Annotated in this window: 13 protein-coding genes; all 13 read right to left on the bottom strand. The window is 47.3% G+C overall.

What is annotated here, in order from left to right:
• Position 1: 1 nt before the first annotated feature.
• Genes ftsZ through ftsL form a run of 13 tightly spaced genes read right to left on the bottom strand, consistent with a single transcriptional unit; the run spans position 2 to position 15,487 of the window.
• Positions 2-1,156 (bottom strand): cell division protein FtsZ, encoded by a 1,155-nt coding sequence (gene ftsZ / locus FE810_RS04255; protein WP_138318794.1) that lies wholly within the window; start codon positions 1,154-1,156, stop codon positions 2-4.
• A gap of 48 nt (positions 1,157-1,204) precedes the next feature.
• Positions 1,205-2,437 (bottom strand): cell division protein FtsA, encoded by a 1,233-nt coding sequence (ftsA, locus tag FE810_RS04250; RefSeq protein WP_138318793.1) that lies wholly within the window; start codon positions 2,435-2,437, stop codon positions 1,205-1,207.
• The gene (locus FE810_RS04245; protein ID WP_138318792.1) at positions 2,430-3,209 is read right to left on the bottom strand and encodes a cell division protein FtsQ/DivIB; all 780 of its coding nucleotides are present in this window, start codon (positions 3,207-3,209) and stop codon (positions 2,430-2,432) included. The genes ftsA and FE810_RS04245 overlap by 8 nt, the downstream gene beginning before the upstream one ends.
• 22 nt (positions 3,210-3,231) lie before the next feature.
• The gene (locus FE810_RS04240; protein WP_246036905.1) at positions 3,232-4,182 is read right to left on the bottom strand and encodes a D-alanine--D-alanine ligase; all 951 of its coding nucleotides are present in this window, start codon (positions 4,180-4,182) and stop codon (positions 3,232-3,234) included.
• A complete protein-coding gene (murC, locus tag FE810_RS04235) occupies positions 4,175-5,638 on the bottom strand; it encodes a UDP-N-acetylmuramate--L-alanine ligase (protein WP_246036903.1) in 1,464 nt (487 codons plus the stop codon). The genes FE810_RS04240 and murC overlap by 8 nt, the downstream gene beginning before the upstream one ends.
• Positions 5,635-6,762 carry an undecaprenyldiphospho-muramoylpentapeptide beta-N-acetylglucosaminyltransferase gene (gene murG, locus FE810_RS04230; protein ID WP_138319004.1) on the bottom strand — a complete coding sequence of 376 codons (1,128 nt, stop codon included), beginning with the start codon at positions 6,760-6,762 and terminating at the stop codon, positions 5,635-5,637. Before murG ends, murC begins: the two co-directional genes overlap by 4 nt.
• On the bottom strand, positions 6,755-8,038 hold the full coding sequence (gene ftsW, locus FE810_RS04225; protein ID WP_246036901.1) for a cell division protein FtsW: 1,284 nt from the start codon (positions 8,036-8,038) through the stop codon (positions 6,755-6,757). Before ftsW ends, murG begins: the two co-directional genes overlap by 8 nt.
• Complete coding sequence (murD, locus tag FE810_RS04220) at positions 8,031-9,371, bottom strand: UDP-N-acetylmuramoyl-L-alanine--D-glutamate ligase (protein WP_138318790.1); 1,341 nt, start codon at positions 9,369-9,371, stop codon at positions 8,031-8,033. Before murD ends, ftsW begins: the two co-directional genes overlap by 8 nt.
• A 40-nt stretch (positions 9,372-9,411) precedes the next feature.
• Positions 9,412-10,494, bottom strand: coding sequence for a phospho-N-acetylmuramoyl-pentapeptide-transferase (mraY, locus tag FE810_RS04215; RefSeq protein WP_138318789.1), 1,083 nt, complete (start codon positions 10,492-10,494; stop codon positions 9,412-9,414).
• Complete coding sequence (gene murF, locus FE810_RS04210) at positions 10,488-11,879, bottom strand: UDP-N-acetylmuramoyl-tripeptide--D-alanyl-D-alanine ligase (protein ID WP_138318788.1); 1,392 nt, start codon at positions 11,877-11,879, stop codon at positions 10,488-10,490. The genes mraY and murF overlap by 7 nt, the downstream gene beginning before the upstream one ends.
• A complete protein-coding gene (locus FE810_RS04205) occupies positions 11,876-13,423 on the bottom strand; it encodes a UDP-N-acetylmuramoyl-L-alanyl-D-glutamate--2,6-diaminopimelate ligase (RefSeq protein WP_138318787.1) in 1,548 nt (515 codons plus the stop codon). Before FE810_RS04205 ends, murF begins: the two co-directional genes overlap by 4 nt.
• Complete coding sequence (locus FE810_RS04200; protein WP_138318786.1) at positions 13,416-15,176, bottom strand: penicillin-binding transpeptidase domain-containing protein; 1,761 nt, start codon at positions 15,174-15,176, stop codon at positions 13,416-13,418. Before FE810_RS04200 ends, FE810_RS04205 begins: the two co-directional genes overlap by 8 nt.
• Positions 15,173-15,487 (bottom strand): cell division protein FtsL, encoded by a 315-nt coding sequence (ftsL, locus tag FE810_RS04195; RefSeq protein WP_138318785.1) that lies wholly within the window; start codon positions 15,485-15,487, stop codon positions 15,173-15,175. Before ftsL ends, FE810_RS04200 begins: the two co-directional genes overlap by 4 nt.
• Position 15,488: the final 1 nt, after the last annotated feature.

The following is a 15,488-nucleotide window of genomic DNA, read 5'->3' as shown; positions in this document are numbered from 1 at the left end:
ACTAATCAGCCTGTTTTCGTAGGAAAGCAGGGATATCTAAGTAGTCTGGATCGGCACTGCTCGCTTGTTGCGGTGCGGCTTTTTCTTCTGCGTATGGATTACTCACTGGCTCTGGCTCCGCATTACCTGCAAAACCGCCATTAACAACCATAGGCTCCTGAACGGGTTTATTCGGTACTATGGTGATTTCAGGTTTCTGAGCAATACCAATACCTGTGGCCACAACCGTTACCCGTAATTCATCGGACATATCCGGGTCAATCACGGCGCCAACAACGACCGTTGCATTTTCAGACGCGAACGCTTTCACTGCATTACCAACGGTTTCAAACTCGTCAATACTGATATCCATACCGGCAGTGATATTGACCAAGATACCGCGTGCGCCGGCAAGATCGACATCTTCCAATAACGGGCTGGAAATCGCAGATTCTGCAGCTTCTTCCGCACGGTCTTCACCGGAAGCAATGCCTGAGCCCATCATCGCGGTGCCCATTTCTGACATTACCGTACGAACATCGGCGAAATCGACATTGATTAGACCTGGACGGGTAATCAGTTCCGCAATACCTTGCACAGCACCTAAAAGTACATTGTTTGCAGCTTTAAACGCATCCAATAAACTTGTACCTGGACCCAGTACTTTAAGTAGTTTTTCATTCGGGATAGTGATCAATGAATCAACGTTACCAGCAAGGAACTCAATGCCTTGCTCCGCGTAATTCATACGTTTTTTCCCTTCAAATGGGAATGGTTTGGTTACTACTGCAACCGTCAATATCCCCATTTCTTTAGCCACTTCAGCAACAACAGGTGCAGCACCAGTACCGGTACCACCACCCATGCCAGCGGCAATAAATATCATATCTGACCCTTGCAGGGTCTGGCGAATTGTCTCGCGATCTTCTTCAGCCGCACGTCGTCCGATTTCCGGATTCGCACCTGCACCTAAACCTTTGGTGACATCCGCCCCCAATTGCAAAGTGATATTAGCCGATGAATTGCGTAAAGCCTGGGAATCGGTATTCGCCGTGATAAACTCAACCCCTTCAATGGTCTGGCTTACCATATGCTCCACCGCGTTACCGCCGCCGCCGCCGACACCGATAACTTTGATGACCGCTTCCTCGTTGTGGTCGTCCATTAGTTCAAACATAGTTCTCTCCGTCTTTGTTACTTTTTTTGTTCCACCAAAAACTGTATTTTAAAATTCCTTTAAAAGGGAACGGAACTTGGCCCAGAGTCCTGCCATTCCCCCATTATTACCTGTTTCAGCCCCACTTTGATTGCTGTGTTGCAAACCATAGTGGAGCAAACCCACTACTGTACTATAACTTGGGTCATTTACATAGTCTGTCAAGCCGGTAATATTCAACGGTGTGCCGATGCGAACCGGCATTTGGAATATTTCTTCGGCAAACTCAACTACGCCTTCCATTTTTGCGGTTCCGCCGGTCAAAACGATACCCGCTGCTATCTGATCTTCAAGACCTGTTTCTCGCAATTCTTCCTGAATTAGCTCAAACAACTCATGATACCTAGGTTCAACCACTTCCGCCAGTGTATGACGCGACATGCTTCGCGCCGGACGCCCACCGACACTGGGAACCTCGATATTTTCTTCCATTGACACCATTTGGCGCAATGCACAGGCGTATTGTACCTTGATTTCTTCCGCATGACTCAACGGAGTTCGAAATATTTTTGCAATGTCACTACTGACCTGATTACCACCAACGGCAATCACCGCACTATGGCGTAAAGCACCGCCGGTAAACACCGAAATATCCATCGTGCCTGCGCCCATATCGACAACACAAACACCCAGTTCTTTTTCATCTTCCGTCAGGACCGCATAACTTGACGCGAGTGCCGAGAAAATCAACTGGTCTGCATGTAAATCACAGCGCTCAACACATTTAACAATATTGCGGGCCATATCATTGGCACAAGTTACAATATGTACCTTCGCTTCCATCCGTACCCCGGACATGCCGATCGGGCTTTTAATCCCCTCCTGACAATCCACCGTATATTCTTGCGGTAACACATGCAACATACGGCGCTCTGCCGATAATGGCACGGAACGCGCTGTATGAATAACGTTGTCGACGTCTTCCTGCATCACTTCGCTGTCATTAATGGGCACCATACCGTTTTCGTTCTGGCATTTAATATGTTTTCCAGAAATGCCCAGGTAGACATTACCAATCCGACAATCCGACATTAATTCTGCTTCGTTAATGGCACGCTGAATCGATTGCATCACCAAATGCAAATCATTAACGCCGCCCTTATCCATACCTCGTGCCGCATGCTGACCGACACCGACGATGTTCAATGTGTTGTCCAATGTGACTTCACCAACCACGGCAACAATTTTTGAAGTGCCGATGTCCAGTCCAACTACTAAATTTCTTTCCATTGCTTTAGGCATTACCATTGTGCTCTTCTTTTGGTTGTATTGGTTTAAAACCTACGGCCAAACCCGTGTCATAACGCAAGTCCACATAATCGACTTGCTGCTGCTTTGTTTGTTGCGCCTTAATTTGTGGATAGGCATCCATATATCGTTGCAAACGTTTTACCCGATCTTCTCGCCCCAGATTCAAATAGACACCATCGGATAAGGTCAATTGCCAGGCAAAGCGTTCGGTTAACACCAATTCACGAATATCAGACTGAATGAAGGCTAATAACTCATTGAGATTCTGATAATTTTCCAGGGCCGTTTTTTCACTGCCTTCCGGACCAAACAATTTTGGCAGTGGGTGCTGTACTCGCGCCTGTGCCGCTTGAAAAATTGTGCCGTGTTCATTAATGAAAAAATCTGAGTTCCATTGCGCAACCGGCTTTTGATCTTCAACATAAACCCTAAGTTCATTAGGCCATTGTTTGCGAACGGTTGCCGAATAAACCCAGGGCAACGCTTCTATTTGCATTTGTACCTGATTAACATCAAGCTGGAAAAAGTTATCCAGTTTCGCCCGGGTAATTGCCGCAACAATCTCATCTTGCTGGGTGTACGGGGTATTGCCATTAATCACTAATGAGGAAACCGGAGCAACATTTTCCTGCATCATCCCTTGCAATAATCGAGTCAGGCCAAATAACAACCCCAGGCAAGTGACGATAAAAAACACTAAGCCTAACCAAAACCTAAGGTTCGGCTTTGCGCTTGTTTCTGTTATCGTCAATTCGCGACTCATTTCCAATCCCTGTTAATCACGTTCAAGCAACGCTTAGTTGCAAAATTCGCTCAGTCAGCGCGGAAAAGCTTAATCCCGCCTGTTTCGCAGCTTTCGGTACTAATGACGATTCCGTCATTCCCGGCACCGTATTCACTTCCAAGACCTGCCAATTTCCTGATTCATCCTGCATCACATCAACGCGTCCCCAACCTTTTGCGCCAGTAGACTTAAACGCTCGCAATGCTAATGCCTGTAATCTTACTTCTTGTTCTTCAGAGAGACCGCACGGGCAATGATACAAGGTTGTTTGACTCTGGTATTTTGCCTGGTAATCATAAAACTCATTAGGGGTTTCCATACGGATCGCCGGCAATGCGTCGTCGCCTAGGATTGCCACTGTATACTCAGCGCCACTTAACCACTGTTCAATCAATACCTGTTGGTCATATTTCAATGCCACAGCAACAGACTGCTTTAATTGCTCACTATTGCTGGCAATACTCATCCCTATGCTCGACCCTTCTTTGGCAGGTTTTACCATCACCTTGCCACCCAACTGCACAAGAATCGAGGACAAGTCCGCCTGTTGGTAATCTTCTCGGTTGATAACATAAAACGCCGCTGTTGCAATGCCGCTGGCTTTAAATAATTGCTTAGAGCGGACCTTATCCATGGATAATGCCGAGCCAAGCACGCCCGAACCGGTGTAAGGGATCTTCATGTATTCAAGTGCCCCTTGCAAACAGCCATCTTCTCCGCCACGGCCATGCAGGGCAATAAACACTCGGTCGACTTTTAACGCATGTAAATCGGTCAGCGAAAAACCCTGGGTATCGATTGCCAAGACCTGGTACCCAAATTGCTCGAGCCCTTTAACAACCGCTGCGCCAGAATTTAATGACACGTCCCGTTCGGCACTATCGCCACCAAACAACACGGCAATTTTCTCTTGTTTCAACTGCTCTGTGGTGAGCATGGCTGCGTTAGTCATTATCATCCCCAGTTTTTTTTAGCTTGGTGTCAGGCTTAATATTTAATACTTTGGCTTTAATCAGCTCGCGCGCAATTGCCCCGATATTCCCGGCGCCTTGGGTGATTAACATATCCCCGTCTTGTAAGATTGACGACATTATGTCCGGTAACTGCTCCGGTGAACTGACATAAATGGGTTCTAGCGCCCCGCGAGAACGAATACTGCGTGCTAACGCTTTCGAATCGGCGTTTACCACTGGCTCTTCACCTGCCGCATAGACATCCAATAACACCAGCGAATCTACCTGAGATAATACCTCGACAAAGTCTTCATACAAATCTCGGGTTCTGGAATATCGATGCGGTTGGAACATCATTACCAGACGCTTACCCGGCCAGCCATTGCGCATTGCTTTAATGGTCGCATCCACTTCACTTGGGTGATGTCCGTAATCATCGATGACTTGCATTCCCCCCTGCTCGGTAGATAGCTGCGCTAAAAATTCAAAGCGACGACCTATCCCTTCAAATTTTTCTAACGAGGCAACGATTGCTTGATCGCTAACACCTTCATCCGTGGCCACGGCGATGGCCGCTAACGCATTCAGCACATTATGACGACCCGGCAGGTTCAAGGAAATTGCGAGTGCCGGTTTGTCCTTGCGATGCACGGTAAAGGTTGAGGTTTGCGAGCGTTGTTGGTAATCCGTGGCGCGCACATCGGCATCGCTGGAAAAACCATAGGTAATGATTTGCCTGGAAATTCTTGGCAGTAATTCTTTAACAACCGGATTATCAACACAAACAACGGCCAGACCATAAAACGGCAAATTATGTAAAAACTCGAGATACGTGTCTTTGAGTTTTTCAAAGTCCCCTTCATAGGTTTCCATATGGTCGGCATCGATATTTGTAACGACCGAAACCATAGGTTGCAAATGCAAAAAAGAGGCATCGCTTTCGTCTGCTTCGGCCACCAGATAGCGACTGCTACCTAACCGCGCATTGGTGCCGGCACTGTTGAGCAAGCCACCGATAACAAAAGTCGGGTCGAGTTCACCTTCCGCAAGAATGCTGGCAATCAAGCTGGTGGTGGTGGTTTTGCCATGGGTTCCGGCGATGGCAATGCCATGACGAAAGCGCATTAACTCGGCCAGCATTTCCGCTCGACGAACCACAGGAATACGCAGTTTCTGCGCGGCTTGCAGCTCGACATTGTCGGCGTCGATTGCTGTTGAAACAACGATAACGCTGGCACCGTGGATATTCTCAGGCTGGTGACCAATGGAGATTTGTGCGCCCAACGATGTTAAGCGGTTGACGACCGCATTGACACCGATATCAGAACCGGTGACTTGATAACCTTCATTCAAAAGTACTTCTGCGATGCCGCCCATGCCGGCACCGCCAATGCCAACGAAGTGAATCACTTTCACTCGGCGCATTTCGGGAATATGAGCTGTTAATTGTTTCATAGGTGTACCATTGATTGACATATTTCACTTACGTGTTGCGTAGCTTCTGGCTTTGCCGCAGCATTGCTCGCTTTGCTCATAGTAAGCAAATTTTGCTCAGAGCTAAATAGCGACGTTAATTGCTGTGCCAAAGCAGCAGCGGTTAATTCAGATTGAGGCAGCAGTTTCGCCGCCCCAGCGTTTACCAAAAACATGGCGTTTTTTGTTTGATGATCATCGACTGCATGGGGTAATGGGACGAATATTGCCGGTTTTCCCGCCAACGCGAGTTCCGAAACCGTCAATGCTCCAGCTCGGCAAATGACCACATCCGCCCAACGATATGCTGCAGCCATATCATCGATAAATTCGGTAATTTTGATATTGTCATTGTTAAGATTTAGTGAGCGATACGTCTCCTGCACTGAGGGGAGATGTCCGGCGCCGGTTTGATGCCACAATGAGACCGGATCAGATGTTATCTGGGCAACAGCTTCTGGCACAGTGTCGTTCAGTACTTTTGCGCCTAAACTGCCCCCAACCACCAAGATATTTTTGTTCGCGTGTAACGCGGAAGTTTCGCTTGCTTGACCGTCTTGGGCTAGAACTTGTTCTTGCTCATCAACTTGAAGCAAATTGAGAATATCCGCTCGTACCGGATTACCGACAACTTCCACATCAAGGTTTGAATCAAATGCATTGGGAAATGCCGCCAAGACTTTACTGGCAATTTTTGCGAGCATCCGATTCGATAATCCTGCGGCAGCATTTTGTTCATGCAACACCAGAGGTATCCCTTTTATTTTGCTGGCCACGCCGCCTGGCCCCGATGCATAACCACCCATACCAAGCACGACATCCGGCTTTACCTGTTCTAAAACCGCAAGCGACTGACGCACAGATTTAATAATTTTTACCGGAGCACTTAACCAGGAGCGAATTCCTTTACCCCGTAAGCCGGCAATATCGATAAATGAAATCTCATAACCATATTTAGGGACAACCTGGGCTTCCATTCGAGATGAGGTGCCAAGCCAGTGCACTTGCCACCCCTGCGCTTGCAAATAATCAGCCACCGCAAGACCTGGAAAGATATGCCCGCCGGTGCCTCCGGCCATAATCAGTATTGTTGGGGCCTTACTCATCATCGCCCCCTGCTTTGCTACGTGGTTTTCGTGTTTTGTTTGCTGCTTTGCCATTTGATTTACTATTTGATTGATTCGCACTATTTAGCGTTTGCACCCGTAATTCATGATCGATGCGGATCAAAACCACGATCGCCAGGGTCATCACGATCATCGAACTGCCACCATAACTTATCAGTGGCATGGTCAATCCTTTAGTTGGAAATACGCCAGCACTGGCACCTACATTTACCGCAATCTGAAAACTCATCCAAATGCCGATGGCGTAGGCAAAATAACCTTCAAAATATTTTTCATTGAGCAACGCGCGTTTGCCCAGAAATAAGGCTTTAATCACTAAGGTAAAACAAATCAGTAAAATTATGAAAATACCGAAAAAGCCAAATTCCTCACCGACAACCGCCATAACAAAGTCCGTGTGTGCCTCCGGTAAATACTCCAATTTTTGGATACTATTCCCCAGCCCCTGACCAAACGTTTCCCCGCGCCCGTAGGCCATCAGCGATTGAGTCAATTGATAGCCTTCATCAAACGGTCGTTCCCAGGGTTCCATAAATGCGGTAATACGACGCCAGCGATATGGCGACATCACAATCAGCGCAGCAATCCCCATCAGACCACCGAACATTACCGCTAAAAACTGCCAGATTTTGGCTCCCGCCAGAAACAATAAACCAATGGTGGTAATGAACATTACCACGGCAGTGCCCAGATCCGGTTGCATCAGCAATAAAAAGCCAAGCACCCCAAGCACCAGTAAAGGCTTAAAAAAACCTTTGATCTGTTCGGTAATTTCATCTTTTTTACGGACCAGATACGCGGATAAATAACAAAAGAAAAAGAGTTTCGCCGGTTCCGCCGCCTGGATATTGAAAGGTCCTAAGGCAATCCAGCGCGTAGAACCATTAACCGTACGGCCAATAACTAACACAGCGGCCAGCATCACAATTGCCAATATCAGCAGATAACCACTTGCCTGGTGCCATTGTTGCATTGGGCGGGTAAGCGCCAGCGCAGCAATCACCAGACTGATAACGATGTAAAAGCCATGGCGAAAGACAAAATGAAATGGATTGTCATACAAGCGCTCTGCCACTGGCATCGATGAACTTGCGACCATAATCATACCGATAAGAAACAACGCCAGCGCCAATAACAAAAAACCTCGGTCATATGTAAGCGGCTGCTTCTCGTCACCAGACAGGCTCAGCCATTGCCCCCATCGAGGAATAGAAGCCATTAATGGCATGGGTAATGAGGTATTTGGTTTAGCCATGCTGCACCTCCCTGACACAGGCACTGAAGTCATCGCCGCGCGCCATATAATTTGCGTACATATCGATGCTCGCGCACGCTGGCGATAACAACACCATATCGCCGCGACCGACTCGCGCTTTGGCATAACTTACCGCTTCGTGCATGGAGTCCACCAAAATCGCATCTGGCTTTAATTTTGCTAATGCCTGTTTATCTTTACCAAATACTATCAACGAATCGACTTTATCGGTGAATGCCGATTGCAACGGTGTAAAGTCCGCGCCCTTGCCGTCACCGCCAGCTATCAGAATCAGTTTATTGGCACTGTTAGCCAAGCCTTCAATCGCTGCCAACGTGGCGCCAACATTGGTAGCCTTGGAATCATTGACCCAGGTAACACCGTCTTTTGAGCCAACCACCTGGCATCGGTGTGCCAATCCCCGGAAGCTCTTTAGACCTTCCAGCATAGATGTCATTGGCCAGCCTAAAAGCTGACCATAGGCGAGTGCTGCCAGACAATTTAAATAATTGTGTTCACCACTTAATGGCAATTCGTCGGTCGCCATTAACGTGCGCTCATCAAAAGCGAGATAGGTCTTGTCGGTTTGGATCAGGCCAAACTGACCTTGTTGCGGTTGATCCAGACCAAAACTCAGTCGTTTTTCTGCGGTTTTCGGCGGGAGTGTTCGTGCATCCTGACGATTGTAAACGCAATATTGACTCATCTGATAAATGCGTTGTTTTATCGCCTGATAATTTTCTAACGTCTGATGGCGGTCCAGATGATCATCACAAATATTGAGAATGCCACCCACTTGCGCCTGCATCTTCGACATGGTTTCTAATTGAAAACTGGAAAGCTCGAGAATAATTAAGTCGGCATCGCGTTCGACAATATCTAACACCGGTTGGCCAATATTACCGGCGAGTATGCTATTTACACCGCAGCTTTGCGCCAGATGGGCGATTAAACTCACCACGGTTGATTTACCATTGGATCCGGTTAGCGCAACAATGGGTTTGGTATTAACCCGAACAAACAATTCTACATCACCAATCACTTCCGTGCCAACGGCGATAACGTCGGCGATATTGGCATCGTTAATATCGACGCCTGGACTGGCGATGATAATCTCGCTATTGGCGATAATCTCTTTTTCCCAACCACCCAGATAGACACCAAGGCAATGGGGCAAGGCATTCGCTTGTGCGACGCCAGCGACACACGCACGGGAGTCGATCACCGAAAAAGGAATATGATGACGGTCAAGAAAACGTGCACAAGACATCCCAGTCGCGCCCAGACCGAGAATTGTTACGCGTTTATCCTGTAAAAACTGCAGTGCCGTCATCGTCTTCTCTATATTCCCTTATCTCTTTCCCGTTTGTTGCCTAGCGCAGTTTTAAAGTCGCCAGACCGACTAATACCAATACAATGGAAATGATCCAAAAACGCACGATAACGCGCGGCTCTGGCCAACCTTTTAATTCATAATGGTGATGAATTGGCGCCATACGGAAAATGCGCTGACCGCGTAATTTGTAGGAGCCCACTTGCAAAATCACCGAGAGTGTCTCAACGACGAACACACCACCCATAATGAAAAGCACAATCTCTTGCTTCACTAAAACTGCAATCACACCCAATGCCGCGCCTAGAGCAAGCGAACCTACATCGCCCATAAACACTTGTGCGGGATAGGTGTTAAACCATAAAAACCCAAGCCCCGCGCCTACAATGGCGGTACAAACCACCACCAGCTCACTGGCATTTCGTAAATGCGGTAGGTGCAAATATTCTGAGAAGTTCAAATGCCCGGTAACGTATGCAAACACTGCAAATGCTGCGGCAACTAAAATGGTCGGGACAATCGCAAGGCCATCAAGGCCATCCGTTAGATTTACCGCATTGGAAGTACCAACAATAACCAAATATGTCAGGACGATATACAGCATCCCCAATTGCGGCATCACATCTTTTACGAATGGGATCAATAATGATGTTTCGGTAGGACTTGCGGCAATCGCATAGATGAAGAATGCCGTGATTAAGCCAACCACGGTTTGCCAGAAGTATTTCCAGCGGGCGATCAATCCATTGGGATCTTTACGAATGACTTTACGGTAGTCATCAACAAAGCCAATGAGGCCAAAACTGATAATCACAAACAGCACGATTTGTACGTAAGGATTTGATAAATCGGTCCATAGCAAAATACTGGTAACGATGGCACCTAAGATCAGAATGCCGCCCATGGTGGGAGTGCCCGATTTAGACAGGTGGCTCTGTGGCCCATCATCTCGGACCGTTTGGCCGATCTGCATTTTCTGCAAGTATCGAATCAGTTTTGGACCAAAATACAGTGATAACCCGAGCGCCGTCAATGTACTGATAATCGCGCGAAAGGTTAAATATGAAAATACGTTAAAAACGCTAAAATACTGGGTAAGATATTCACCCAACCAAACTAGCATGCTGCTCCCCCTGTTGTTGTACTGCGTCGCCATTTGGCGATCTCTTCAACAACTAATTCCATTCGCGCACTGCGCGAACCTTTAACTAAAATCGTAATTGGCTGAGTTTCATCGGCGATAAGTTGTACCAGATAATCCAGTAGTAGTTCTCGCGATGAAAAATGCCGGCCTTGTTGTTCGTATACGTCGGACGTTGACTGACTCAAAACCCCAAGCGTCAACAGATTGTCGATACCCTGAGCTTTAGCGTATTCACCGATTTCCTGGTGATACGTACGAGCATCTTCGCCAAGCTCAGCCATATCACCCAATATCAATAACGTTCGACCCTGATAACCGGACAAGAGTTCCGCTGCTGCTCGAGTAGACTCGACATTGGCGTTATAGGTGTCGTCAATTAGGGTTAAATCGCCAGGTAATTGATGTAGGTTTAACCGTCCTTTTACTGGCTGCATACTCTCCAGACCTTGTTTGACCTGGTTTAATGTCGCGCCCATGGCCATACACACTGTCGCTGCGGCAACCGCATTGCTGACATTATGGATCCCAGGTAGCGGCAGTTGCACGTCAACGGTTTGTTGCGGAGTATGCAATACAAATGCGGCGCAACCCAGCGTATCCATTTCGATATCACTGGCATAATTGTCCGCCTGATTATCGCTGGCGGAAAAGGTTTTAATCTGTTTGCCTTCAAGGCGCCACAACCATTTGTCTGCGTATGGCGTGTCGAAGTTATAAGCGCCAAAACCGTTTTCTGGTAATCCGTCAAAAATCTCGCCTTTGGCTCGGGCAACACCATCAAGATCACCAAAACCCTCTAAATGTGCCGCGGCGATATTGTTGATCATTGCCACATCGGGTTTGGTTAAATTCGTGGTGTAAGCGATTTCCCCTAAATGATTGGCGCCGAGTTCGATAACCGCGTATTCATCACCTGGTGATAAACGCATTAATGTTAACGGAACGCCAATGTCATTATTAAAATTGCCAGCGGTCGCGAGTACTTGCCCTAACTGCGACAAAATCGCTGCCGACATTTCCTTCACCGTTGTCTTGCCGCTACTGCCGGTGATCGCCAGAGTTTTCGGATTGACACGGGATTTAACCAGGGCGCCAAGTTGGCCTAAGGCTTTATGGGTATCGGCGACTAAAAGCTGAGGGATGGTAATTTCTTGTTTGCTGGATACAATCGCAGCCGCACATTTTGCATCTTGCACCTGATTGATAAACTTATGGGCATCGAAATTCGGTCCCTTAAGGGCGATAAATAAATCGCCAGCCGTTAAGTTGCGAGTATCCGTACTTACCGATTCGATTTCGGTATCATCGCCAATTAATGTCGCGCCGATATGTTTGGCAATTTCTGACAAAGTTAATTTAATCATCGGTTACTCCTGGAAAAATAATCTGCCACCAATGCTCGTTCATCGTAATCGATGCGCTGTTCGCCAATAATCATATAATCTTCATGCCCCTTTCCGGCCAATAGCACCATGTCCTGAGCCCCGGCCTGAGATAACGTATCGACAACAGCTTGGCGGCGTTCGAGAATGATCTTAGCAGCCGATTTATCCGCCAGACCAGCAACAATGTCATCGGCGATAGCCTGCGGGTCTTCGGATCTTGGATTATCATTGGTGATGACTAATCGGTCGGCGTATTGTTCAGCCACCTGCGCCATTAACGGGCGCTTGCCTGTATCACGATCACCACCACAACCAAAAACCACCCATAGGTTTTCCGGGTTATGATAACGACAGGCTTTCAGGGCATTCTCCAGCGCATCCGGGGTATGGGCATAATCAACGACCGCAGTCACAGACGCAGCATCTGAGCTAAATGCTTCCATGCGCCCGGCAACCGCTTGTAAATGCAACGCGGCATCGGCTAAATCCTGAAGTGGATAGCCTTGAATTAATAACGCGCTCAAACAAGCAAGTAAGTTGTCGACATTAAAGCGACCGATAAGCGGCGTCGTAACTTTGACATCCCCCCAGGTCGAACATACATCAAACGCCAGTCCTTGAGGATGACACTCGATGTTACTCGCAACGAGAAAATGCTCTGCCTTAGTATCGTCACTGCGTAACTGTTGTAAGGATTGGGTCGATGAAAATAGCACCACTGAATTTTTATCCGCGCGCTGACGCAAATACGATTTGGTTTGTTTATCGTCGCCATTTAGCACCCAGCGCTGATGGCCATTATCAACAAACAATTTTCCCTTAGCTTCTGAGTAGGCCTGCATCGAACCATGATAGTCGAGGTGATCCCGGCTTAAATTGGTAAAAATGGCAACGTCGATTAAATCCGGTAACAGGCGCTTTTGCTCCAACGCATGGGAGGACACTTCCATCGCGACATTATGCAACCCATCTTGCTTGAATTGTGCGAGCAAGGACTGCAACATTGTCGGACCAGGAGTGGTGTTATTGATCGTCACCAAATCGTCAACTGGACCGGCACCTAAAGTTCCGATAATCGCCGCTGGCTTACACAGAGTATTTAGCATTTGCGCAATCAGCTGACAGCAACTGGTTTTGCCATTTGTTCCCGTCACGCCATATAACGTCATTGATGTGGCCGGATGACGATAATACTCACTGGCCACAGCCGCGAGCTGTTGGCCGAGATTATAAAATTCAATCGCAGCGACGGCGTGATTAGGACCTTGTAGCCAGCGCAATTGTCCATGTCCGGCTTCATCGTCAATATCAATCAGGATCAACGAAGCACCGGCAGCTATCGCCGCTTCAATAAATACGTGGCCTTGTTCTAATGTGCCACGTACTGCTGCAAAAATATCGCCAGGTTTTACCTGACGAGAATCATTCACAATATGTTTTTTGCCGACATCAAGTTTTGGATCAAGAGCTATCTTGAACTTCGCGAGTGCCGAGGTAATGGAATAAGCAGTTACATCACCCATTGCTCACTCCTGTACGAATCGTATTGGTTGTTTCTGTCGTTTGCGTGGTTAATTGCGGCAATCCATCGGGCGTTATATTCAAATAACGCAAAGTTCCCGTCATAATTTTTGAGAAAACCGGAGCGGCAATTTCGCCGCCGTGGTATAGATCACCGGCCGGTTCATCAATCACCACAACAATCGCTACTTGTGGGTTCGATAACGGTGCGATCCCAGCAAACAATCCCATATAATCATTGCCATAACCACCAACGGTAGTTTTTATTGCGGTACCGGTTTTACCACCGACCCGATATCCTTCTACTTTGGCCCGCCAGGCTCCGCCGTCATTGACCACCTGCTCCAGCATTGCCATCAAGGCGATCGCATTGTCATTCGATACAACCCGCTCCCCCTGATTAAATTTCGGATCTTTTAACACCGATAAGGGTCGTTTGATACCGCCATTGCCTATGGTTGCGTAAAAACGTGCCAACTGCAGTGGGCTAATTGCCAGTCCATAACCAAACGATAAGGTCGCTAACTCAAATTTGGACCAACGACTGCGATCGGATAACATTCCTGACGTTTCGCCAGTTAGGCCAGTTCCGGTATCTTCGGAAAAACCCATCTCAAAAAACTTGCCGATAAAATAATCTTTCGGCATATCTAACGCAAGCCGGGTACTGCCCATATTTGAGGAATTTTTCAAAATATCCGCCAGGGTCTGCTCGCCATACGGTCTGGGATCTGAAACCCGACGCCCACCAATGCGCATTGAACGCCCGGTTTTAATCACCGCATCTTTTTCAACACTGCCAAATTCAAGGGCACTTAACACCGTCAACGGCTTCATTGTCGAACCCGGCTCAAACACATCGGTAATGGCACGATTTCGAAATCTATGGGTAGCGACACCCTTACGATTGTTAGGGTTAAATGACGGACCATTAACCAGGGCTAAAATTTCACCGCTGTTAACATCAACAACAACGACGGAACCGGAATTCGCTTTAAAAGATTTAATTCCGGCAATCAGCTCCCGATACGCCAGTGCCTGAATGCGTTGATCGATTGACAGGGTAATATCTTGCGGCTGCTGCGCTTCCTGCTCATCAAGGATTTCGATTAAGTTACCTTTTGCATCTTTGCGGTACTGTTTTTTACCGGATTGTCCGGTTAAAACGTCATTGTAAACCCGTTCAAGTCCCTCAATCCCTTTATCGTCAACATCCGTAAATCCAATCAAATGCGCTGTGATTTCGCCAGCAGGGTAAAATCGTTTCGATTCTTTGCGCAGATGAATGCCAGGAATTTTTAGCTCTTTGACATACTGAGCAATTGCGGGGTTGATTTGTCTGGCAAGATAAACAAAACGGCGCTTAGGATTGGTACCGATGCGTTTTTTTAAGGTGGTTAAGTCCATACCTAAAACGTCGGCAAGGGCTTGCAGACGACGGGTTTGGCTCAGGCCATTTTTTTCAATGACATATTTAGGATCGGCATAAACGGTTTGTACAGGAACACTGACCGCCAGTTCTTCACCATGACGATCAACGATGGAGCCACGGTGAGTATCTTTTGTGGCAGTTCTTAAAGAGCGTAAATCCCCTTGAGCTTTCAACATATCAGGCTCAAGAACCTGAATATAAGCGGCTCTTAAAATCAGGCCGAAGAAAACCAGACCGATGCCAGCAATCACCAGGTTGAAACGCCAGGTGATGGTCGTCGGTTGAACGTTGCCTTTGTTCTTTTTCGGTTTCTTAGCCGTCATGGTATTTTTATTATTTTTTCGTCTTTTGCCAACGGTCTTGTCATCATCAAAAAGCTCTGAGCTTTTTGTTCTATTTCACTATGCTCTGCCAAAGCGCTTTGCTCAAGAATCAGGTTTCGCCATTGAATATTCAACTGATCCTTCTGACTGAGCAACTGGTCCAGTTCTGTGGTTGTTTGCCGATTCAAATGAGTAAAGTAAATTACTGAAAATGCTGAAATTAATAGCGCAATCATCAAGCCATAGGTCATTTTAAATTGACAAATATCTTGCCAAATCTGTGTAACCAATCCTTGATTTTTGTCTGCCATT

Origin of the sequence: Thalassotalea litorea, from assembly GCF_005843925.1 — a bacterium.
GTDB classification, from domain to species: domain Bacteria; phylum Pseudomonadota; class Gammaproteobacteria; order Enterobacterales; family Alteromonadaceae; genus Thalassotalea_A; species Thalassotalea_A litorea_A.
This window is presented reverse-complemented; position numbering and strand designations above follow the sequence as displayed.